Annotated in this window: 20 protein-coding genes; 3 read left to right on the top strand and 17 right to left on the bottom strand. The window is 31.8% G+C overall.

Annotated features, from left to right (window positions below; all coding sequences use genetic code 11):
* Window positions 1–165 precede the first annotated feature (165 nt).
* Window positions 166–1,953: an IS1634 family transposase gene (locus EI71_RS02715; RefSeq protein WP_211321013.1), complete on the top strand. Its 1,788-nt coding sequence runs from the start codon at window positions 166–168 to the stop codon at window positions 1,951–1,953.
* A 201-nt stretch (window positions 1,954–2,154) separates the two neighbouring features.
* On the opposite strand, the gene EI71_RS02710 is transcribed toward EI71_RS02715, so the two are convergent.
* The 3 genes from EI71_RS02710 to EI71_RS02700 form a co-directional block, all read right to left on the bottom strand.
* Window positions 2,155–4,293, bottom strand: coding sequence for an ATP-dependent helicase (locus tag EI71_RS02710; protein WP_119015715.1), 2,139 nt, complete (start codon window positions 4,291–4,293; stop codon window positions 2,155–2,157).
* Between the two features lie 3 nt (window positions 4,294–4,296).
* The gene (locus EI71_RS02705; protein ID WP_119015714.1) at window positions 4,297–5,874 is read right to left on the bottom strand and encodes an ABC-F family ATP-binding cassette domain-containing protein; all 1,578 of its coding nucleotides are present in this window, start codon (window positions 5,872–5,874) and stop codon (window positions 4,297–4,299) included.
* A gap of 71 nt (window positions 5,875–5,945) precedes the next feature.
* Window positions 5,946–7,589 (bottom strand): glutamine--tRNA ligase/YqeY domain fusion protein, encoded by a 1,644-nt coding sequence (locus tag EI71_RS02700; RefSeq protein WP_119015713.1) that lies wholly within the window; start codon window positions 7,587–7,589, stop codon window positions 5,946–5,948.
* 284 nt (window positions 7,590–7,873) lie between these two features.
* Between EI71_RS02700 and EI71_RS02690 the strand changes: the two genes are divergently transcribed.
* The gene (locus EI71_RS02690; protein ID WP_119015712.1) at window positions 7,874–8,308 is read left to right on the top strand and encodes a hypothetical protein; all 435 of its coding nucleotides are present in this window, start codon (window positions 7,874–7,876) and stop codon (window positions 8,306–8,308) included.
* 17 nt (window positions 8,309–8,325) lie between these two features.
* Here the strand turns inward: EI71_RS02690 and EI71_RS02685 are convergent, their stop codons facing one another.
* The 9 genes from EI71_RS02685 to EI71_RS02645 form a co-directional block, all read right to left on the bottom strand.
* Window positions 8,326–9,093: an alpha/beta hydrolase gene (locus EI71_RS02685; protein ID WP_119015711.1), complete on the bottom strand. Its 768-nt coding sequence runs from the start codon at window positions 9,091–9,093 to the stop codon at window positions 8,326–8,328.
* A gap of 2 nt (window positions 9,094–9,095) precedes the next feature.
* Window positions 9,096–10,115: a tRNA (adenosine(37)-N6)-threonylcarbamoyltransferase complex transferase subunit TsaD gene (gene tsaD / locus EI71_RS02680; RefSeq protein ID WP_119015710.1), complete on the bottom strand. Its 1,020-nt coding sequence runs from the start codon at window positions 10,113–10,115 to the stop codon at window positions 9,096–9,098.
* A gap of 3 nt (window positions 10,116–10,118) precedes the next feature.
* The gene (gene ybaK, locus EI71_RS02675; protein WP_119015709.1) at window positions 10,119–10,598 is read right to left on the bottom strand and encodes a Cys-tRNA(Pro) deacylase; all 480 of its coding nucleotides are present in this window, start codon (window positions 10,596–10,598) and stop codon (window positions 10,119–10,121) included.
* Complete coding sequence (gene rimI / locus EI71_RS02670; protein WP_119015708.1) at window positions 10,598–11,734, bottom strand: ribosomal protein S18-alanine N-acetyltransferase; 1,137 nt, start codon at window positions 11,732–11,734, stop codon at window positions 10,598–10,600. Before rimI ends, ybaK begins: the two co-directional genes overlap by 1 nt.
* Window positions 11,718–12,305, bottom strand: coding sequence for a tRNA (adenosine(37)-N6)-threonylcarbamoyltransferase complex dimerization subunit type 1 TsaB (gene tsaB / locus EI71_RS02665; RefSeq protein WP_119015707.1), 588 nt, complete (start codon window positions 12,303–12,305; stop codon window positions 11,718–11,720). The genes rimI and tsaB overlap by 17 nt, the downstream gene beginning before the upstream one ends.
* Entirely contained in the window at window positions 12,305–12,748 is a 444-nt protein-coding gene (gene tsaE / locus EI71_RS02660) for a tRNA (adenosine(37)-N6)-threonylcarbamoyltransferase complex ATPase subunit type 1 TsaE (protein WP_119015706.1), read from the bottom strand. The genes tsaB and tsaE overlap by 1 nt, the downstream gene beginning before the upstream one ends.
* A 96-nt stretch (window positions 12,749–12,844) precedes the next feature.
* Window positions 12,845–13,786, bottom strand: coding sequence for a TIGR03943 family putative permease subunit (locus EI71_RS02655; protein ID WP_119015705.1), 942 nt, complete (start codon window positions 13,784–13,786; stop codon window positions 12,845–12,847).
* A 17-nt stretch (window positions 13,787–13,803) separates the two neighbouring features.
* A complete protein-coding gene (locus EI71_RS02650) occupies window positions 13,804–15,006 on the bottom strand; it encodes a CobW family GTP-binding protein (protein WP_119015704.1) in 1,203 nt (400 codons plus the stop codon).
* 94 nt (window positions 15,007–15,100) lie between these two features.
* Entirely contained in the window at window positions 15,101–16,144 is a 1,044-nt protein-coding gene (locus EI71_RS02645) for a GSCFA domain-containing protein (RefSeq protein ID WP_119015703.1), read from the bottom strand.
* A 195-nt stretch (window positions 16,145–16,339) separates the two neighbouring features.
* On the opposite strand from EI71_RS02645, the gene EI71_RS02640 reads away from it, so the two are divergent.
* Window positions 16,340–17,122: a TrmH family RNA methyltransferase gene (locus EI71_RS02640; protein WP_119015702.1), complete on the top strand. Its 783-nt coding sequence runs from the start codon at window positions 16,340–16,342 to the stop codon at window positions 17,120–17,122.
* Window positions 17,123–17,148: 26 nt separating this feature from the next.
* Here EI71_RS02640 and EI71_RS02635 read toward each other — a convergent pair whose 3' ends face one another.
* From EI71_RS02635 to EI71_RS02615, 5 genes are all read right to left on the bottom strand, one after another.
* Window positions 17,149–18,123 (bottom strand): hypothetical protein, encoded by a 975-nt coding sequence (locus EI71_RS02635; RefSeq protein ID WP_119015701.1) that lies wholly within the window; start codon window positions 18,121–18,123, stop codon window positions 17,149–17,151.
* A gap of 106 nt (window positions 18,124–18,229) precedes the next feature.
* Window positions 18,230–18,985 (bottom strand): triose-phosphate isomerase, encoded by a 756-nt coding sequence (tpiA, locus tag EI71_RS02630; RefSeq protein ID WP_119015700.1) that lies wholly within the window; start codon window positions 18,983–18,985, stop codon window positions 18,230–18,232.
* Between the two features lie 23 nt (window positions 18,986–19,008).
* A complete protein-coding gene (locus EI71_RS02625; RefSeq protein ID WP_119015699.1) occupies window positions 19,009–19,254 on the bottom strand; it encodes an HPr family phosphocarrier protein in 246 nt (81 codons plus the stop codon).
* Window positions 19,255–19,295: 41 nt separating this feature from the next.
* A complete protein-coding gene (locus tag EI71_RS02620) occupies window positions 19,296–20,513 on the bottom strand; it encodes a phosphoglycerate kinase (protein WP_119015698.1) in 1,218 nt (405 codons plus the stop codon).
* 215 nt (window positions 20,514–20,728) lie between these two features.
* Window positions 20,729–22,690 carry a heavy metal translocating P-type ATPase gene (locus tag EI71_RS02615; RefSeq protein WP_162849700.1) on the bottom strand — a complete coding sequence of 654 codons (1,962 nt, stop codon included), beginning with the start codon at window positions 22,688–22,690 and terminating at the stop codon, window positions 20,729–20,731.
* Between the last annotated feature and the right edge of the window lie 47 nt (window positions 22,691–22,737).

Here is a 22,737-nt window from a genome sequence, read left to right as displayed (position 1 = left end):
CCCGAGTTTGCCTCCAATATCTATCTATAATATAAATTTTCGACAGTGATTTATATATTTATATATAAGTTACTGTTTTTTTATTGACTAATCACTCAAAATGTGTTATTATTTATGTAGTACATAAGTACAGTGTTAAGGGGTGATATTGTGCATCTTGAAATTATGGATAATAACAATACTAAATATATTAGAGTAGCAAGGTCTTATCGTGAATTTTCTAAAGAGGAGAACAAATATAAGGTAAGAAAGAAAACTATTAACATAGGTCCTCTATCAAAATTTGATGATGGCAAGCCAAATTTCATAGAAAGACTAAAAGCTTCTTTTAAGGCTGGAACACCAATTATAAAAGAGCTTGAGCCTTACGTTTCAAAAGAAGTTAATAAAGAAATATATAATTTTCAAATACACGAAGGAACTGATGAATGTATAGGACACCCAAAATTATTCGCTAATCTCCTTTTTGATAAATTAATGGATGAAATAGGATTAACATCATATATCGGGTCATATAAAAAATATGACAAAATAAATTATGATGTTTTAGGATTTTCTAAGTTATTAATATACGGAAGATTATTAAATCCTCAATCTAAAATAGCAACAGTAAATCAAAATAAAGATTATTATAATGAAATAATTGATGAAGATTCATATAAATATAATGTTTTTGATACATTAGATTTCATGTATAAGCATAAAAACGCCTTTTTCAATCGTATTGATCAAGTATTAAGAAAAAAAGCAAAAAGAACAACAAATGTAATATATTATGATGTTACTAACTTCTTCTTATATAGTGATGATACTGGATATGAATTTGATGATGAAGGAAATAAAATATATCACTCTATAGCAACACCAGGTGTATCAAAAGAGAATCAAAAACTCCCAATAGTTCAGATGGGTTTATTAATGGATGAGCAAGGTATACCTATTTCTATCGAAGCGTTTCAAGGAAATACATTAGATCATCTAACTATGCAAGACTCATTTAATAATTCTGTTGATTATTTAAAAGATAAGAAAAACAGATATATATTTGTGAGTGATAAAGGAATTGGTAAAGGCGGAAATCCTAGATTTTCTGTAATAAACGGAAATGGATATTTAGTTAGTAAAAGCGTTAGAGGCACTACTAAGGCCGATAAAAAATGGATAACAAGTGATAAAGATTATGTTTATAATGGAGAAGATTTTAAGATTAAATCTAAAACATATGAGAAAGTATATAAATTAGATGATGGCACTGAACTTAAATCAAGCGAAAAGATGGTAAGTTACTGGTCCAAGAAATTTTATAATAGAGAATATGAGGAGCAAAAAAGCTTTTATGATACTTTAAGACAAATCATTGAATCTCCTGAATCATTTCCATCAAACAGATTAAATAATAATAAAATTAAAAAGTATTTAAAGAAACAAGTCTTAAATGATGAAACAGGAGAAATAATTGATTCTGATAAACTAAAGGCATTAATTGATATTGATAAAGTTAATGAGGATCTTTCTTTATTAGGATGGTATTCAATCATTACTTCTGAAACATATATGGACGAAAGGGAAATAATTGATACATATCATAATTTGGTTGAAATCGAAGATCAATTTAGAGTAATGAAATCTACATTAGATACAAGACCTATATTCGTAAGAACAGATGAACATATAATAGCTCATTTAACAATGTGTACAATATCTCTTATCCTTCTAAGATTAATACAAAGAAAAATAACATTAAAATTTCAAAAGACATTATCAGCAGATAGAATCCAAAGTGCATTAAACAAGTGGAAGGTTGAAAAACTAGCTGATGATTATTATAGATTTAATGATATTGATGACTCTGATTTGAAATTGATACTTGATTCATTTGAAATCGAATTACCTAAAAAACTATATAAACCTATAGACTTTAGAACACTTAAAAGCAATATTAAATTGTCATAGTAGTACATAAATGTAGTACATAAAATAAAGACTAAAAATAGCACGTATGAGCAAATGACGGCCCTATTACGTGCTATTTTTTATTTCAATATCTAATATTTAGGCAAACTCCGGTTATATCACGAAATATAATATTTTTAAGGAACAAAAAGAATGAAAATGTATTGAAAAAAGATATGGGTTTTCCATATCTTTTCGTTCTTATATTTTTCTTATAGATGGATGATTACCATTTAATTGTTTTACACCAAATGGTGCTTTAAAGGCTACTGTAATTGTAGTGCCAGAAACTGCAACAACCAATCCATCTCCAAATGCTTTATGATTAATTTTATCCCCAATGGAGTAAGAAACACTTGGTGCTTCCTTAGGCTCTTCCTTTTTCACAGTAAATTTTGCTTTAGCTATAGAATATCCTTGATTAACTGGAGATTTAGTTTTAGCTCCTCTAGATACATTTTGGTATAATTCCTTATCCATTTCTCCAATAAAACGAGAAGGAACCATATATTCTGTAGTACCAAATCTCATTCTATTTTCTGCATTAGTTAAGTATAATTCATTTTTAGCTCTTGTTATACCAACATAGCAAATTCTTCTTTCTTCTTCCATATCTTGATTAGATTCTACATTTAAGCCTGGGAAAATTGACTCTTCCATTGCTACCATAAATACAGTATCAAACTCTAATCCCTTTGCCTGATGGAAGGTAGTAAGACGAACAGATTCATCAGATTTAGAATCATCATGCTCACTTCTTAAGGATAAATCAAATAATAAATTTTCTAGCATTTCAAAGTGAGTTATACCTTCATATTCTTCTTCCGTTTCTTTTAAAACAGAAGAGAATTCTTTAATATTATCCATACGGTCTAAATAGGTATCCTCATCTTTTTTTATTTCTTCTTCATAGCCTGTTTTATCCACAAGCTCTTTTAATATTAACGGAAGTGGTAAATCCTCCATTTTTTCTCTTATATCATCTAATACCTTTTTAAATTCCTTTAAATTAGAAGCTCCAATACCACTACCTGTATAATATTCAATCGCATCATATAAAGGTAGTCCCTTTTCGCTTGCAATCATATTTAAGGAATCTAATATTTTAGCGCCTATTTTTCTTTTAGGCATATTAATAACTCTTTTAAAGGAGTAATCATCATCCTTATGAACTAATAATCTTAAATATGCAGTCATATCCTTGATTTCTGCTCTTGCAAAGAAGGATAAGCCTCCATAAATAGTATATGGGATTTTATTCTTTACTAGTTGATCTTCAAAGCTTCTTGAGATGGAGTTTGCACGATACATTATCGCAAAATCCTTATAATCCTTACCCTTCCTTATGCCTTCTAATATTTTATTTATTACAAATACTGTTTCATCATAAGAGCTCATCGCACGGTAATATTTTGGAAGTGGACCTTCCTTTTTATTAGAAAACATAACCTTTTTAATTTGGTTTGGATTTTTAATAATTATATTATTTGCCAGATTCAAGATTTGTGTTGTAGATCTATAATTTTCTTCAAGCAGGATAAGCTTATAATCCTTATAATCCTCTTGGAATTTATTGATATTTTCAATTTTAGCTCCTCTAAAGGAATAAATGGACTGGAAATCATCACCTACAACAAATAGATTTTTATGCTTTTTCGCAAGCATAGCCATTAAATCATATTGTAAGGCATTAGTATCTTGGAACTCATCTACTAATATGTATTCAAATTGATTTTGATAATATTCTAATATCTTTGGATTCTTTTCGAATAATTCAATTGTTTTAATGATTAAATCATCAAAATCAAGTAAATTTTCTTCTTTACATCTATCCTCATATTTCTTATTAACAAGTAAGAATACATCAAGTAATCTAGGATCTTTAATACTAAAATTTTTGAAGTTCTTATTTTTAGAAATTAAATGTTTAATTTCTTTTGGTTTATATTCTAATTCACATTCCTTAAGAATATCCTTTACAAGCTTTAAGGAATCCTCTTCATCAATAATGACAAATCGCTTAGTATATGGAGGCATTGCCTCTATTTCCATTCTTAATACTCTTGCACAAAAAGAATGGAAGGTAGATACCCACATAAAACTTGTATTAATATCAAGCATACTAGAAATTCTATCCTTCATTTCTTTAGCAGCTTTATTTGTAAATGTTACTGCAAGAATCTTAGAAGGTATAATTCCTAATTCTTTAATAATATATGAAATTCTAGTCGTTAATACCTTAGTTTTACCACTGCCTGCACCAGCCATTACCATTACAGGGCCTTCTGTTGAGGTAACTGCTAGCCTTTGGGCAGGGTTAAGATTTGCAAGTAAGTCCATAATTTACTCCTGTTTTTCTAAGAATTCTTCATATGTTGTTACTCTATCGATATAGCTTCCATCCTTGTTGAAGGCTATAATTCTATTCGCAACAGTTTCAAGTAATTCTGCATCGTGAGAGGAGAATAAAATATTACCCTTGTAATTTAGCATTCCCTCATTTAATGCAGTAATTGATTCCAAATCTAAATGGTTTGTAGGATCTTCTAATACTAATACATTAGGGCATTCTAGCATAAGCTTTGCCATCATGCATCGAACCTTTTCTCCACCACTTAATACATTACATTTCTTTAGTGCTTCTTCTCCACTAAATAGCATTCTTCCAAGCCATCCTCTAATGAAGGATTCTGTTTGGTCTTCAATAGAATATTGTCTTAACCAATCAATCATATTTAAATCCTTATCAAAGAATTCCTTATTATCCTGAGGTAGGTATCCAACAGTAGTTGTAATACCCCATTTAAATTTACCAGTATAATTGGTATCTTTTCCTGATAGGATATTAAATAATGTTTGAATTTGATGTGTATTTTCAGCTAAGAATGCAATCTTATCATTCTTATTTACTGTGAATGTTAAATTCTCAAATACACCAGGCTTAGTTAATTTTTCAACAATTAAAATATCATTACCAACCTCACGATTAGGCTTAAATCCAATATATGGATATCTTCTTGAGGATGGTTCAATATCATCTAGAGTAATCTTTTCTAAAAGCTTCTTTCTAGATGTTGCCTGACGGCTTTTAGATTTATTAGCTGAGAATCTTGCAATGAATTCTTGTAATTCCTTTGCTTTTTGTTCGTTCTTCTTATTTAAATCCTTAGCCTGCTGTAAAGCTAATTGGCTTGATTCATACCAGAATTCATAATTACCAACATAAAGCTTAATTTTACCAAAGTCAACATCACAAATATGTGTACAAACATTATTTAAGAAATGGCGGTCATGAGAAACAATTAATACAGTATTTTCAAAATTAAGTAAGAAGTTTTCTAGCCATCTCGTAGACTTATAATCTAAGTTATTAGTAGGCTCATCTAAAAGTAGGATATCTGGGTTACCAAATAATGCTTGTGCAAGTAAAACCTTAATTTTTACTTTCGCATCTAATTCACCCATAAGCTTATAGAAGTTTTCAGAATCAACACCTAAGCCTGCAAGTAATGTTTCTGCATCACTTTCAGCTTCCCAACCACCAAGCTCTGCAAATTCACCTTCAAGCTCAGAGGCTCTAATTCCATCCTCATCGGTGAAATCCTCTTTTGCATATAGGGCATCCTTTTCCTTTTGAATTTCAATTAATCTTTTATGACCCATCAATACGGTTTGAATTGCTGTTTCATCATTATATGCATTTTGGTCCTGCTTTAAAATGGACATTCTTTCATTCTTATCCATTAAAACCTCTCCAGTAGTAGATTCAATATCTCCACTTAAAAGCTTTAAGAATGTAGATTTACCAGCGCCATTCGCACCAATAATTCCGTAACAGTTTCCTTTATTAAAAGAAATATTAACATCCTTAAATAGAACTCTAGATCCATATTGTAATCCAAGGTTAACTGTTTTTAACATAATAATCCTCCTAAAAAATTTATTTATAAACGCAAAATTAAGGGCTGTAAAAACAGTCCTTAATTCATTTTTTATAGCTTAAATGAACTCTTTAATCCGCATGTACGGTTAAATACAAGTTTATCTTCCTTAGAGTCCTTATCTGTACAATAATATCCATTACGGATAAACTGGAAGTGATCAAGTGGCTTAGTATCCTTTAAGGAGCCCTCAACAAATCCTTCAAATACATGCATAGAATCTGGATTTAATCTTTCCATGAAATCTAAATCCTTATTCTCTTCTGTTTCATCTAGCATTAATGGTTCAAATAAACGGAATTCTGCAGGAATAGCAGTTGCTGAATCTACATAATGAATATTACCATTAGGCTTTCTACCATCAAATTCACCGCTCTTAGTTTCAGGATCATAAGTTGCGTGAATTACTGTAATATTACCATTTTCATCCTTCTCTACAGAATTTGCAGTAATGAAGTAAGCCTTCATTAATCTTACCTCAACACCAAGTGCTAGTCTCTTCCACTTCTTATTAGGCTTTTCTTCAATGAAGTCATCTCTTTCAATATAAACCTCACGAGAGAAGGAAATCTTTCTCATTCCTGCCTCTTCATTTTCAGGGTTGTTTGGAGCATCTAGCCATTCAACCTTTCCCTCTGGGTAGTTATCAATAATAACCTTTACTGGATTAATTACTGCATTAGGTCTTAATGCCTTTAATCTTAAATCATTTCTTAATTCTTCATCTAGCTGATCAGATTCAACAGTAGAATTTACTCTAGATAAACCAGTACCTAAAATGAAATTACGAATTGCATCCGGAGTGAATCCTCTTCTTCTTAAACCACATAAAGTAGGCATACGAGGATCATCATATCCTGATACCTTTCCTGCATCAACAAGGGCACGAAGATATCTTTTTGACATAATTGTATTTGTAATATTTAATCTACCAAATTCATACTGATGTGGCTTCTTTTCAATTCCGCAATTATCTACAACCCAATCATATAATACTCTATGATTATCATATTCTAGTGAACATAAGGAATGAGTAATTCCTTCAAAGGAATCCTGTAGTGGGTGAGCAAAATCATACATTGGGAAAATGCACCATTTTGTTCCCTGTCTATGATGATTAATATGTAAAATTCTATACATTACAGGGTCTCTCATATTGATATTTGGGCTTGCCATATCAATCTTAGCTCTTAATGTCTTTTCACCATCACCATATTTGCCTTCCTTCATTTCTTCAAAAAGCTTTAGGTTTTCTTCTACACTTCTATCTCTATATGGAGAATTCTTACCAGGTTCATTTAATGTACCACGGTATTTTGAAATCTCTTCTTGAGATAGGTCATCTACATAAGCTAATCCTCTTTTAATTAAATCGATTGCCTTTTCATATGTAGCCTCAAAATAATCAGAACCATAGAAAATATTTGCAGGCTTATATCCTAGCCAAGCTAAATCCTCAATAATACCTTCTACGAATTCCTTATCCTCTTTGGCTGGATTTGTATCATCAAATCTTAAATTTGTTTTTCCATTAAATGCCTTTGCAAGCTCAAAGTTAGTAATAATCGCTCTTGCATGTCCAATATGTAAATACGCATTAGGCTCTGGTGGGAAACGAGTAATAATCTCATCTACCTTACCTGAATCTAAGTCATTCTGCATAATTGTCTTAATAAAGTTATTAATTTCAGCCATAACTTTCACCCCTAAAAAAAATTATAGATACATTATACTACAAATAAGATAAAATCTCTATACATTACAAACGATTTACTTATGTAAATGTTTCATTTTTATCATAAAAATCACTTTTATTTTTTCACTTCTCGAAATTAGATTCTTTTTGCTTATAATCTATTGGAAGATGTTCCTTGCATAACCATCTTCCAAAATAAAAAACAAGGAGAAAATATGAAAAAAATAAATATTAAGTTCATTGCTGAATCGGCAATAATCGCCGCATTATATGCAGCATTAACTTGGCTACTTGCACCAATTTCTTAAATGGCTATGCAATACTTGCAATAAGCTTCTTCGTATTAAGCATTATTTTATATTTTGCATACCCTATGTATTCTATTACAACTGTAGAAGCCACTGAAGAAACAAGCATAAATTATTCTATGTTTGAATTAACTAAGGGTGGGACTTATTGGTTAATTGCTAGTACTATATTAGGATTATGCTATGGATTAATAGCTATATTCTTAAAGAATAAGATAAGACTTATTTTAGGTATAGCAATATCTATCCTAGCTATTACACTTCAGGTAGTATTAGGAATAGTATTTAATAATTCCTTAACAAGCTTTTATTATTATTTATATTTCTTATTCCCAGTATTCTTAGTTTTATTATCAATAAGTACATATAGAAATACCTTTAAAGAAGAGCCAAAAGAGGAAGCAATTTAAGTTGCTTCCTCTTTTCTTTATACCTTTCTTGGAGATTCATCTTTATAAGAATCTGTTCTTTTTAATCCTTTAATGAATCTTTCAAGTTCTGAATCCCAAAATCTCCACTCATGGGCATAATTTGGAACAATATTATATAGATGAGTAATTTCCATTTCATCTAAATCCTTATGGATATCATTATTTTCTTTTAATAATGGATCTTTATCTCCACAAGAAATATAAATAAATGGAATATCTGTTTTTCTTCCAATAATCTTTTTAAAATCAAAGCCCATTTCCTTCATTTGAGCATATGGAGATGAAAATGCACCTATTGCAGAATATGCTCTAGAATTTGTTAATCCATGATATAAAGCACCATATCCACCCATACATAAGCCTGCAATAAAATTATCTTCTCTTCTAGAAGATATAGGGAATGTTCCATATAAGAAATCCTTTAATTCATATTCTATAAAATCAAAGAAATTATCCTTTGTTGTTGGAGTATCCCAGTTCATATAGAACTTGTTTTCTCCATTTACCATACAAATTGCGATATTATGCTCTTCTGCATAAAATTCCGCTTTAGCATAACGAAACCAATTCTTTTCATCATTTAAAAGTCCATGTAAAAGAATTAATAAAGGATACTTCTTATTCTTTTTATCCTGATAATAAGTATCATTCTTTGCATCATAATTTGTATTAAGAGTAGGAGATGTTTTGGTTGGCAATATTAAAGTGAAATCAACAGCTCTACCCATAGCATTACTAATTAGATTAATATCAATATGTGCCATTTTTATTCCTCCTTTAATGGATATTTGTCTTCAAGCTCTAAGGATGCGTCAGCATTTAATCTTAAATCGGCAAGTCCTGGATATTCCTGGTACTGATAGTATCCTGCCGCAGCAATCATTGCGGCATTATCTGTACAATATTTTATGGATGGAATGCATACATTAAAGCCCTTTGCTTCTGCCATAAATCTTTCCTTTAAGCCTTTATTTGCAGATACACCACCAGCAACGATAATGTTTTCTACACCCTTTTCCTTAGCAAGCGCTAAGGTTTTTCTAACTAAAACCTCAGTTACAGAGTCTTGGAAGGATGCACATAAATCATTTACATTAATTTCTTCTCCACGCTGGTTTGCATTATGTGCTAAATTGATTACTGCACTTTTTAAGCCAGAGAATGAAAAATTATAAGAGCCATCCTCTAAATATACTCTAGGTAAATGATATGTATCCTTACCTTCATGAGCAAGTCTATCAACATGAGGTCCACCAGGATAAGGTAAGCCTACTACTCTTGCAACCTTATCATAAGCCTCACCTACTGCATCATCCAATGTTTGGCCTAAAATTTCAAAGGAAAAATGCTTTTTCATATAAATCAATTCTGTATTACCACCAGAAACTAAAAGTGCAATACAAGGGAATTTCATCTCATGCTCAATCGCATTTGCATAGATATGACCAGCTAAATGATGAACTCCAATAAGTGGCTTATGATACATCATAGAAAAAGTCTTTGCCGCATTAACACCAACAAGTAGGGAGCCAATCAATCCTGGTCCTTCAGTTACTGCAACTAAATCAATCTCTTCTGGTGTTACTCCTGCAGCCTTTAAGGCTTCCTCAAAAACCATAGAAACCTGATATACATGGTGACGAGATGCAACCTCTGGTACAACTCCACCAAACTTTTCATGAATTTTAATTTGAGTATTTGTAAAGCAAGATAAAACCTCTTTGCCATCTTTTACAACCGCAACAGATGTTTCATCACAGCTGGATTCAACTCCAAGTACAAGCATAATTTATGCCTCCTTCTTTAAATCCGCATATTCCATACGGATGACCTTTTTTAAATCTTCTGGGTTCATTTCAATTTGAAGTCCAATTTTTCCACCAGAAAATAATATACTATCCATACCCTTTGCAGTAATATCTACTAGGGTTGGGAATACCTTTTTCATACCAATAGGAGAACAGCCTCCTCTTACATATCCAGTTAGAGGAAGTAATTCCTTTACTTGAATCATCTCTAAGGATTTTACATTACTAGCACGCGCACATTTTTTTAAATCTAGTTCTTGATCTACAGGCACAACCATTACATGGTAATGCTTTGTATTGTCTACAGTAACTAATGTTTTAAATACTTTTTTAGGATCTAGATTTAATAAATTTGCAACCTCTAGCCCATCTACTGCAACACCTTCCTCATGAGGATATTCATTCACATTATATTTGATTTTCTTTTGATCTAAAATACGCATTGCGTTGGTTTTTTCCATTATTCAAAAACCTCTCTAACCTGATATCTCTTTCCAACTAGAGTAAATCCCATTCTTTCATACATTACCTTAGGTGTATCCTCTAAATCAGCAGTAAGATATATATCATGAATTCCTTTTTCCTTTAATTCATTAAGTACATAAGAAAATAATGCTGAACCATATCCTTTATGCTGATACTCATCTAATATAACAAAATCCTCAAGCTTACATGCATCCTTATAAATGAATGAGCATATAAAGCCTACAGGTTTTTTATCATCAAATACAAAATACCAATTGGTTTTCTTTAAATCTAAGGCAACACTTGCATGCTTTAAGGCATTATCCTTCGCATACTTTTCCCCATATTCCTTAGAATCATTATATAAATAATTTATAAACCATTCCCTATCAGATTCTTCAATTCTTTTCACTTTATATGAAGTATTTCTTAATATACGAATTCCATAAATAGAGGAATGTAATTCGATTTCAGATTCATAATCACTAAACTTTAGCTTACCAGTATAGGGATGCAATAAATCAAATTGAACAAAGCCCTCCCTATGATATAGCTTTTCCATTATCTTATCATCATTAGGACATTCATAATAATTATAAAAATATTTACCACTGACCTCAGGGCATGTATATTCAATATAATCCTCATGCACTATTTTTTTACAAAATGAAGTAATATATGCATCTTCTAAATCTAAATAAGAAACCATTTCCTTTAGTAAAACTAATGCATTTTCAGAATTAGAATAATAATTTTTTCTGATAGATATCTTTTTAAAACCAAATTTTAAATAAAGGTTAATTGCATTTATATTGGATTCTCTAACCTCAAGAATAAAGGACATTGCCCCTTTAGAATGAAGCATATTTATTGCATAGGCTAAAAGCTTTGTTCCAATACCTTTATGCTGATAATCCTTTTTTACACAAAAATTTAATATTTCTCCTTGACTTCCATCAAAAGAAATAGAAATATAACCTAAGATATCCTTGTTCTCCTCATAAACATAGAAATGACTAAAGCGATTTGATAAATTATCCAAAAGCATTTCATATCCTAAGGATGTACCTAAGGTTTCTTCTTCTAAAGAAACAATAGAAGGAATATCCTTTTTATTATATAGCCTTATCATTTAAGTTTCTCTCCGCTTCTGTTTCTCTTAAATAATTTGGAACTAAAAGATGTGGTTCAGAAACTAATTTCTTATGCTTTATAACATATAAAGGATCTACCTTATAGCTACTATCATTTACTTCAAAATCATAAGAATTATTCTTTAAATTTGTAAGCTCAGTATGTGCTTCATTTACTATATAAGTATCACTTGTTGTATCAATAATTGTACCAAATACATTTCCTCTTCTAGCATCAATATAGGATAATACCTTTCCCTTAGCACCTGATGCCATAAGCTTAAGTGAAGAAATAGTATATAATGGCTTTTTCATAAATACAGCTAGCATCTTACATACACTAACAGCCATTCGAACTCCTGTATAAGAACCAGGACCATATCCACAAATAATCTCATCTAAATCTTTTGATTCTATTTTATTATTTGTTAAAGCCTCATCAATTAAATAAACGATATTCTTCGCGTGATCTTTATTTCCTTCGACATATTTTTCATATAATACTTTTTCATCCTTTACTAAGCATACATAAAGGATTTTCGTAGATGAATCTAAAATTAATGAATACATTATAGTGCCTCCTCTAAAGCCTTATATCTTCCAATACCTAAAACCTCAATCGTTCTAGATTCTTCTCCTGTACGAGTAAGATTAATTTTTAGATATTCCTTAGGCAAAATTTCAGAAACCTGGAATGGCCATTCAATAACACATACGCCATCGCCTTCCATATATTCTTCTAGATCAAAATCATTATTAACTCCATCTAGTCGATATAAGTCTAAATGATAAAGAGGGCATTTATCTCCCTTATATCCCTTTACAATAGTGAAGGTTGGAGAATTAATTACCTTCTTTACACCAAGTGCCATACCAATACCCTTAGTAATTGTAGTCTTTCCTGCAGATAAATCTCCAACAAGTAAGCATACATCCCCACTATTTAGTAATGCACCTATTTTCTTTCCAATTTCAATTGTCTCTAAAGCACTATTTGTTTTAAAGCTTTTCATATCATCACCAACTTTTACTTAATGCAGTACAATTATACTCTTTAGGAGTATAAATGAAAAGACTCCGGGAAACATTTTCTTTTCCCGGAAATCTAACTAATTCATATTTAATACCTTTTCTTCTTCTTTTGGAAGCTCTGTAATTCCTTTAGCATGAAGCATTACAACCTCTTCGCCTGCAAGCTTAGAGTATTCATGCTTTACCTCGCACTCTAAATAAATAACATCTCCAGTTTTTACTTTAACCTTTGTTTCATTAATAACCTCATAGCCTAAAAACTGAATATCATTTGCACAACATGTCATTACCTGACGCCCTACAACAAATGTATTTTTATTTACATCTCTAACGAATGTTTTAAACTTAAATGTTTTATTTAAATACTTTTCCCAATTATCAAATACTTCTACATACCAAGTAGGATATACATCCTCTTCAAAAGGAATGTTATCCTTAGATAAATCATAAGGTAAATCCTCATCTAATGTAGCAGAAAGTCTTCCATCTGGCTGTTCAAAAGCAATTTGAGCTTGTTGAGTCATACCACGAATAAATCTTCTATATTGTCCTAAATTCTTTCCTTCATTTTCAATTCGATTGAAAATAACTAAGGAAGAATCCTTAACCATTGTTAAAAAGATTTGCTTCATGTTATTGAACATAACCTGAAACTTAGATGCATCAATTAAAGTAATTTGCTGGTAAATAACCATTCTTTCTGGGAATTCCTGCATAGACCAATCAAAGAATGAATTATATTCAATTACAAATCTATCTGGTGTATATTTCTTATCTAATGCATCAAAAAATTCTACTGTAAAATCCTCTAAGGAATCTACATATTCTACATGTATCTGGTACTTGTTACACCATTCCTCTTCATATTCTACCTCACCCTGTTCACAACAGATAATAACTGTAGAATTGTTATGGTAATTCTCATTATTCTCAACGATTTCTTTAATTAAAGTGGTTTTACCACTTTCTAAGAAACCATTTAACAAGAATACAGGTACCTCTTTTTTATTACGAGCCATTTAATATACCTCAACAATTAAAATAATTTACGAATAACTTCTGTATCAATCTTAGAACCAATGACAACAATCTTACCCATAGGAATAGCCTTAGATGGTTCAATAGTAACCTCTTCTGGTGTTAAATTAAATACATACCATTTAGAATCTGTTCCTTCAATAATTCCCTTAGAACGAACAATAATACCATATTCACCTTCTGCCATCTTATCAAGTAATGCCTTTAATGCTGTAATATCATACTTCTTTACAGTTTCAATACCTAAAGACTGGAATACCTCATCTGCATGGTGGTGATGGTGATGGTCATGACAGCTGCAATTTGGATCATCACATTCCTCATCATCATGATGGTGGTGACAGCTGCATTCTTCCTCTTCGTGGTGATCGTGGTGATGATGCTCTTCATCATGGTGGTGACAACAGCATTCATCATCGTCGTCATCGTCATCATCGTGGTCGTGGTGATGGTGATGCTCATGCTCTTCTTCCTCATGGTGATGATGATGTTCATGCTCGTCTTCCTCATGGTCATGGTGATGGTGGTGATGGCAACAACAATTAGGGTCATCACATTCCTCTCCATTCTCATGTAGGTGATCTAAATCAATACCTTCAAATAAATCCTCATGAACACCCTCATAAGCCTTAATTAAATCCTCATCAGATAAATTATTAATTGGAGTTGTAACAATTACTGCTTTTTCATTATGCTTACGAACGATTTCAACTGCAGTTTCAATTACCTCATCCTTTGCAACATCTGTACGAGATAAAATAACTGTATGTGCAGACTCAATCTGGTCGACAAAGAATTCACCAAAGTTTCTCTCATACATCTTAGCCTTCTTTGCATCAACTAAGCATACTAAAGAATTAACATTCTCCTGTAAGCCAGTTTCTGCAACAGCCTTAATAATATCAGATAATTTACCTACACCAGATGGTTCAATTAAAATACGATCTGGATTATATGTATCAATAATAGTTTTTAATGATTTAGAAAAATCACCAACTAAAGAACAACAAATACATCCTTGAGAAAGCTCACGAATCTCAATCTTTGTATCCTTTAGGATATCTGTATCTACAGATACCTCTCCATATTCATTCTCAATTAATACGACCTTTTCATTCTTTAAATTTGTCTTTAATAATCTTTCAATAAAAGTTGTTTTACCGGCACCTAAGAATCCGGAAATAATGTCTATTTTTAACATTCCTCTTACCTCTTTTCTACATTTGTGTATTATACTCTTTTTTTTATATTAAAACAACAAATAAGGGAATCCTTTGGATCCCCTTTTAATTTTATTAAGCAGCCTTAGACTGTCTTTTCTTTCTTTCTTCATAAAGCTGACGGATTCTCTTGATGTTACGGATACATTCAGCAGCCTTAGCACCTTCACCGATTGCCTTATAATACTGTAATGCAGCAGCATAGTTCTTTCTCTTTAATAATCTATCTGCAGCAGTCTTAAGCTTCTGTCTTGCTCTTTCCTTAGAAGCTTCAGATGTATAGGATTCACTTAATACCTTACAGTATAAGTCATAACCTTCCTTTGTTCTTCTTAGCTTAGAATCAAATGCCCAAGAAGATTCATATAGATAACCTAAGTTATATAATGCATCTGGGTTCTTGAAGTTGATTGCCATCTTTAAGTACTTTTCAGCAAATTCAAGGTTCTTAGTCTGAGTATATAAGTAACCCAAGTTGTTACAAATGATACCCTGGGAATCTTCGTCTGTTGCACCTGGTACATTGTTTCCTTCTAGTGGTAAACAAATAGAATAATAGTTAATTGCCTTATCTGAATCTAAGATAGATGCATAGGCATCGGCAATTCTTTCCTTTACTTCAAGATCATGAATCTTAAATACCTTTAGTAATAAGCATAATGCCCATACATAGTGCTCCTGAGAGAATAACACAAAGGACTGCTGACGGATTCTCTTACGATTGAATCTGTTTACATGAACCTTATTGTAACCACCTACGATAATTGCACAAATATCATTAGCTAATGCTTCAATTGGATATCCTTCTACAATCTGGATTTCATTTAAACGATATTTATTCTGATATACAGCCTTTGTTGCATAACAACAAATAATCTGACATCTCTTTCCAGCTGTATTGAATTCACGCATGTAATAATCATAATCAAAATCATCAGAGATATGAAGAATGATTAAACCGCAGGAATCCTTAATATCCTTCATTAGGAACGGATCTCTTTCTTCAGTTTTTTCAAAAGCATGAACCTCTACATGCTTTTCCTCAAGGATTTCAGCAAGATAGTTTGCGTTTTCCTCATCCTGAGGCAAATAAACTAATGTTACATAATTTTTTCTCATTTTGGAAACCTCCAAGTATTATATAATAGACGCACTACTTATTTTCTAGTATTATAACACACCTTGATACTTTTTGACAATGGGAACAATGTTTTTTTTCATAGAATAAAGAAAACAAAACTGAACTAAAAAGTATTATAAATACTTTATTTGAAATGAGTATTAACCATGATATAATACTTTTGGTGATTAAAAATGGAAAGAATATCAAAATCTCATGATAAATTTAAACAAATGAAGGATTATATTAAAACAAATCACTTTAAGGATATTACTGTTTCAGATGACTTACAGGTATTATCCTTGGCATTAGAATATAATCTAAAAATAGAGCTATTATTATATAGCTATGAGGAAAATTATAAAGAAGAAACTAAAAAGCTATTAGATGCCCTTATTTTAGCCTCTAATGAGGTTTATGAAATATCTAGTGCTTCTTATTCTTCATTATCCTTAAAGGATAATCATGCAGGAATTATTGCTGCAATAAAATTGAAGGAATACAAAATGGATGATTTTAAGGATTTTAATTTTATTATGATACTAGATCACCTAGAAATCCCAGGAAATATTGGTACCATTTATAGGACATTAGATTCTTGTAAATGTGAGGGTGTTATTTTGGTAGATTCCATTTCCAAATTAAACAATGAAAAAATCACATCATCCTCTAGAGGATGTAGCTTAATAATTCCAACTCTTTCTTTAAGCTATATAGAAGCTTTAGAGTTCATAAAAAAATATGGATTTACTCCATATTTAGGTGAACCAGAATTAGGATTAGATTATAAATCCTATGATTATAAAGATAAAACTGCAATAGTTGTCGGAAATGAACGTTTTGGAATTAATCCAGATTGGTACAATCATGAATCTAAAAAAGTATTTATTCCGATGGAAGGAAATCAAAATTCATTAAATGTTGGTGTTGCAGCAAGCATACTTGCATATGAAGTATATATGAAAAAGAGAAGCTAAATTTGCTTCTCTTTTTTTACTTTTGGTTATAATAATTCTTTCAATTTCTGATAGTATTCTTCTGAAGTATACATACCACGTTCATAACAATTCTTATAAAACTCTAAATCCGTTTTATTCTTTTCGTTTTTTTGTAATCTTTCTATTAAAGATTCAATAGCGTCATTAATGTTTTCATCAGAACGTAATTGTCTTAATTTTGATAAATATTCCTCATCAGAATAAATACCCTGCTCATAATACTTTTTATAAGATTCAAAATGAGCCTTCTTTTTTTCATCTAATGCTAGTTTTGATTCAAGTCTAGCTATTTCTTCCTTAATGCCTTCTTCAAGGGCTTCAGCTTGTGCATTTGCCTTTTCCATATACTCAGCTGGTACCATATACTCTTCACTTCCATGAACCATAGCTAATAATTGATTAACCCGAGATAATTGTGCTTTAATTGGGGCTGCTTCCTTATTAGCTTCATCTAAAGATAATACGCCTCTATTAAGTCTATTTTCAATGGAACGAAGCTGATTTGCAAGAACTCTATTAAATTCCTTCATCTCTTCAGTAAGAATATTGATTTGCTTCCTGTATTCTTCGCTAGATAAATAGTTGTCTTTATTCTCTCTCATTATTGCTTCATATCTTTCAAAAAATGCGCGGATGCTAACTTCTCTATTTTGATTAAATTGTGCTTTTGATTCTGTTTGAGAAGCTGCAGGAGTAACGCCTGAATTCTGCTGTCCTCCATAAACAAATAGCAAAATAGCAGATATTAAACCAAATCCACCAGTACTAATAAATAATAAAGTGATTACTCCAGCTGCAATGGGATGTTCATCTTCTATAGCGGCTCTAATACATACTCCTATTAGTACGCTTATAATAATCACAACTCCTCTAAAAACATCACTTTCTATCAAACCAAAAAAACCACTAAAACAGCAAATACCTAAAAATGCTGCTACTATAACAGATAATGCGCATAAAATATCTGATGCCTTTTTCATTTTTTCTTCTCTCCTCCAATGTCAAATTTGACAGCGTTATTATAATTGATTTTTTTATAAAATACAAGAAAAAAAGGAAACCCATCTGGATTTCCTTTTTCTATTATTAAGCAGTAACCTTAGCAGCAGTTGTGCAAAGTTCAATGAAGGAATCAGCCTTTAATGAAGCTCCACCAACTAAACCACCATCGATATCTGGCTCACTCATTAATTCACCAACATTAGATGGCTTCATAGATCCACCATAAAGGATTCTTAATTCGTCAGCAACAGCCTTACCAAAGATATCAGCTAATACGCCACGGATGAACTTACATGCATCCTCAGCAACCTCTGTAGTTGCAGTCTTACCAGTACCGATAGCCCAAACTGGTTCATAAGCGATGATTACATCAGCAGGATTCTTGATTGTAACGCCATCAAATGCCTTTACAACCTGCTCCTTTAATACATCGTAAGTCTTACCAGTCTCACGCTCTTCTAATACTTCACCAACACATACGATTGGCTTTAATTCAAATTCTAATGCCTTCTTAATCTTAGCATTGATCTTTTCGTTTGTCTCATTGTAATAAGCTCTTCTTTCAGAATGACCTAAAATTACATATTCAACCTGAGTGTCCTTTAACATAACTGGAGAAATTTCACCAGTATAGGCACCACTTTCGTTTTCGTTCATGTTCTGAGCGCCAACCTTTAAAGTCTCAGCTCTCTTAACAATGTCACGTAAAATGATTGCTGGAGCACAAACTACGCAATCAATTGAAGCAGGAAGATTTCCTTCAACTGCTAATACAAACTGGATAGCTTCATCTCTTGTCTTGTTCATCTTCCAGTTTCCGGCAAGCATTGGTTTTCTCATTTTTTTATCCTCTTTTTAAAATTTTAACTTAAGATAGCAGCAATTTCATTAATTGCAGCTTCAGCCTGATCTCCGTTAGCTTCAATAATAACATTTTCACCACTTGGAACGGCTAAAGACATTAAACCTAAAATAGACTTAACATCAATTGTTTTATTGTCGTAATGCAAAAGGATCTCCACAGAATACTGTGATGCAGCCTTTACTATTTTTGCAGCAAGGCTTGCATGTAAGCCCACTGTACTTTTTACAACAATCATCTTTTGCATATTACAATCCTCCGAAAAATTTAGATTTGATACGAATAATCTTACTTGTCGTCAACGCAAGCAATACCAGGTAATACCTTACCCTCTAAGTACTCTAAGGAAGCTCCTCCACCTGTAGAGATGTGAGATACCTTAGAAGCATAGCCTAACTGTTCAGCAGCTGCAGCAGAATCACCACCACCGATGATTGTAGATGCGCCTTCAGCAGTTAACTTAGCTAATAATTCGCAAACGCCTACTGTACCAGCAGCGTAGTTCTTCATTTCGAATACACCCATAGGTCCATTCCATACAACAGTCTTAGCACCAGCTAATTCCTTAGCAAATAATTCTAATGTCTTAGGTCCGATATCTAAGCCCATATCGCCATCTTCGAATGCATCGATAGCCTTAGCAGTACCAGGAACATCCTCAAATGCCTTGTTAACAACTGCATCAACTGGTAATACAATCTTACCATTTGCCTTAGCTAATAATTCCTTAGCTAAATTAACAAATTCTTCATCCTCACAACGAGAAGCCTTAACATCATAGCCTTCAGCCTTTAAGAATGTGAACATCATAGCACCACCAACTAAAACCTTATCAGCCTTGTCTAATAATGCATTGATTACACCAATCTTATCAGAAACCTTAGAACCACCTAAGATTGCAACATATGGACGAACTGGCTCATCAACAGCTCCACCAATGAACTTAATTTCCTTTGCTAGTAAGAATCCAGATGCAGTTTCGCTTACGTTAGAAGCAATACCAACATTAGATGCTGCAGCACGGTGTGCAGTACCGAATGCATCGTTAACAAATACATCACCTAAAGATGCCCAATAAGCACCTAATTCAGCGTTGTTCTTAGACTCTAACTTAACTTCCTTGTTCTGTGCAACATCGAAGTCTTCATTTCTTGTATTAGCGAACATTAAGATTTCGCCATCCTTTAATGCAGCAGCTGCAGCCTCAAGCTCAGCACCACGAGTAGCGTTAACAAATTTTACAGGCTTACCGATTAATTCCTCAAAACGCTTTGCAACAGGAGTAATATCATTCTTCTTGATATCATCTGCACTCTTAACACGTCCTAAATGAGAGAAAACGATAGCTCTACCACCATTCTCAATAACATACTGGATAGTAGGTAATGCAGCCTTGATACGAGTATCATCAGCAACCTTTCCATCCTTCATTGGAACATTAAAGTCAACACGGATTAAAACCTTCTTGCCTTTAACATTTAAATCTGAAACAATTTTTTTAGCCATATTCAATTATCCTCCATAAATTTGACTATTTACTAAAAATATTATATCACAAACATTTTAAAAGAAAAAAGTGTTTTTAGGCCTTGATGTGCATTATAGCGTTTTCATCTCTTCTTTTTTTATAAAAAAAGACGCCTTTTATTAGCGTCTTTCTATAAAATATATACTTTAACCCCTTTTAAGTAACCTTTTTACTACATTTGAGAGTATAACTCTCATTCCTTAGAGTACTCCTTAACACGTGCTCTCATTGCATTTAGGATGCATAAAATAGCAACTCCAACATCTCCAAATACAGCAACCCACATATTAGTTATGCCTAAGGCAGATAATGCTAAAATTACAATTTTAACAAATAATGCAAAAACAATATTTTCAAATACAATCTTCATTGTTTTCTTTGAAATCTTTTTAGCAACCTCTATACTAGATAAATCATCATGCATTAAAACAATATCAGATGCCTCAATTGCTGCATCAGATCCAACTCCGCCCATAGAAATACCAATGTCAGACTTCATTAATACAGGCGCATCATTAATACCATCACCAACAAAGCATAATAATTCATTATCCTTTTTACTTGCAAGTATCTTATCTACCTCTTCTACCTTATCCTGTGGTAAAAGATTTGCCCTAAATTCCTTTAAGCCTAAGCATTTAGAAACATGGGTTGCTATTTTTTCATTATCTCCTGTAAGCATAATAGTTCTAGCACCAATAGAATTTAAATACTTAACCATCTTATAAGCCTCTGGCTTAATTTCATCAGAAATTACAATATAGCCAACATATTCCATATTTCTTGCAACATATACAATAGTTCCAATTGCTTCTACAGTAGGATATGTAATATGATATTCATCCATAAGCTTATGATTTCCACAAAGAATAATATCTAAATCCTTCTTCGCTATAATACCCTTACCAGAAACATTTTCAAGCGTATATCCCAAAGGGATTTCTTCTTTACATTCTTCTAAAATGGATTTAGCAATTGGGTGAATAGAATCATACTCTGCTATTTTAGCAAGCTTTAAGATTTCATCCTTTTTCTCTATTGGATTTACTTCTACAACTTTAAAATTACCCTTAGTTAAAGTACCTGTTTTATCAAAAACAAATACATTTGCTTGATTAAATCTTTCTAAATGAATAGAGCCCTTAATTAAAATACCATTCTTACTTGCACCACCTAGTCCTGCAAAAAAGGACATAGGAACAGAAATAACTAATGCACAAGGACAAGATACAACTAAAAAGCTTAATGCTCTATAAACCCAAGTTGTCCACATATTATTATTGCCCATAAATGTATAAATAAGTGGTGGAATAATAGCTAATGCTAAAGCTAAGAATACTACAATTGGTGTATAATACTTTGCAAATTTGGAAATAAATGCTTCACTTTTCGATTTCTTAGAGGATGCATTTTCCACTAAATCCAATATTTTAGATACTGTGGATTCACTAAATTCCTTTGTGGTTTTAATACAAATCGTTGAAGTTAAATTTACAGTACCACTAATAACATTATCTCCAATAGATACATCCTGTGGTAAGGATTCTCCTGTTAAAGCTTTTGTATCTAGGCTAGATTCACCCAAAACTATAACACCATCTAGGGGAATCTTTTCGCCTGGTTTTACTTGAATAATAGAGCCTAAAGAAACTATAAATGGATCAACCTTTTCCACTAAATCCCCATTTACTAAATTTGCATAATCTGGTCTTATATCCATTAATTCTGTAATACTTTTTCTACTCTTTCCTGCAGCATAGCTTTGAAACCATTCTCCAACCTGATAAAAAAGTAATACAGCACAAGCCTCATCAAAGCCTTCAGGTGAATGCTCCGTAATACCTGTATAAATCCCTAAAGAAAATGCACCAAGTGTTGCAATAGCCATCAAGAAATTCTCATCAAATACCTGTCCATGTGCTATATTTATCACAGATTTTCTAAGCACATTATGGCCAATAAAGATATAAATTAAGAAATATAATCCAAACGGTAATAGCCATCCATAATTCTCATTTGGAATAAAGGATGCAATTCCATAAGGGAAGGTATCCTTATAAGCATTCTTTAATACCAAATCTAAAATTAATACAATTAAAAATAAACTTAAAGCAATGATTATATTTCTTAACATCCTCTTTTGCTTTCTACTCATAACAACACCCCCTAATAGTTGAACATCCATTCAACCATTATTCAAAA

The sequence above is a fragment of the Anaeroplasma bactoclasticum genome (genome assembly GCF_003550015.1).
Lineage (GTDB): Bacteria > Bacillota_I > Bacilli_A > Acholeplasmatales > Anaeroplasmataceae > Anaeroplasma > Anaeroplasma bactoclasticum.
This window is presented reverse-complemented; position numbering and strand designations above follow the sequence as displayed.

What these genes read in the sequence shown, in the direction of transcription:
- EI71_RS02620 (WP_119015698.1), bottom strand. Translation starts at nt 20,513, where the DNA reads ATGGCTAAAAAAATTGTTTCAGATTTAAATGTTAAAGGCAAGAAGGTT.
- EI71_RS02625 (WP_119015699.1), bottom strand. Translation starts at nt 19,254, where the DNA reads ATGCAAAAGATGATTGTTGTAAAAAGTACAGTGGGCTTACATGCAAGC.
- ybaK (WP_119015709.1), bottom strand. Translation starts at nt 10,598, where the DNA reads ATGGAAAAAACCAACGCAATGCGTATTTTAGATCAAAAGAAAATCAAA.
- EI71_RS02645 (WP_119015703.1), bottom strand. Translation starts at nt 16,144, where the DNA reads ATGAGAAAAAATTATGTAACATTAGTTTATTTGCCTCAGGATGAGGAA.
- EI71_RS02685 (WP_119015711.1), bottom strand. Translation starts at nt 9,093, where the DNA reads ATGGCACATATTGATATTAATCTAATTAGTAATGCTATGGGTAGAGCT.
- EI71_RS02650 (WP_119015704.1), bottom strand. Translation starts at nt 15,006, where the DNA reads ATGTTAAAAATAGACATTATTTCCGGATTCTTAGGTGCCGGTAAAACA.
- EI71_RS02705 (WP_119015714.1), bottom strand. Translation starts at nt 5,874, where the DNA reads ATGTTAAAAACAGTTAACCTTGGATTACAATATGGATCTAGAGTTCTA.
- EI71_RS02640 (WP_119015702.1), top strand. Translation starts at nt 16,340, where the DNA reads ATGGAAAGAATATCAAAATCTCATGATAAATTTAAACAAATGAAGGAT.
- rimI (WP_119015708.1), bottom strand. Translation starts at nt 11,734, where the DNA reads ATGATAAGGCTATATAATAAAAAGGATATTCCTTCTATTGTTTCTTTA.
- tsaE (WP_119015706.1), bottom strand. Translation starts at nt 12,748, where the DNA reads ATGAAAAGCTTTAAAACAAATAGTGCTTTAGAGACAATTGAAATTGGA.
- EI71_RS02700 (WP_119015713.1), bottom strand. Translation starts at nt 7,589, where the DNA reads ATGGCTGAAATTAATAACTTTATTAAGACAATTATGCAGAATGACTTA.
- tsaD (WP_119015710.1), bottom strand. Translation starts at nt 10,115, where the DNA reads ATGCTTGTACTTGGAGTTGAATCCAGCTGTGATGAAACATCTGTTGCG.
- tsaB (WP_119015707.1), bottom strand. Translation starts at nt 12,305, where the DNA reads ATGTATTCATTAATTTTAGATTCATCTACGAAAATCCTTTATGTATGC.
- EI71_RS02710 (WP_119015715.1), bottom strand. Translation starts at nt 4,293, where the DNA reads ATGGACTTACTTGCAAATCTTAACCCTGCCCAAAGGCTAGCAGTTACC.
- EI71_RS02615 (WP_162849700.1), bottom strand. Translation starts at nt 22,690, where the DNA reads ATGAGTAGAAAGCAAAAGAGGATGTTAAGAAATATAATCATTGCTTTA.
- tpiA (WP_119015700.1), bottom strand. Translation starts at nt 18,985, where the DNA reads ATGAGAAAACCAATGCTTGCCGGAAACTGGAAGATGAACAAGACAAGA.
- EI71_RS02715 (WP_211321013.1), top strand. Translation starts at nt 166, where the DNA reads ATGGATAATAACAATACTAAATATATTAGAGTAGCAAGGTCTTATCGT.
- EI71_RS02655 (WP_119015705.1), bottom strand. Translation starts at nt 13,786, where the DNA reads ATGGCTCGTAATAAAAAAGAGGTACCTGTATTCTTGTTAAATGGTTTC.
- EI71_RS02635 (WP_119015701.1), bottom strand. Translation starts at nt 18,123, where the DNA reads ATGAAAAAGGCATCAGATATTTTATGCGCATTATCTGTTATAGTAGCA.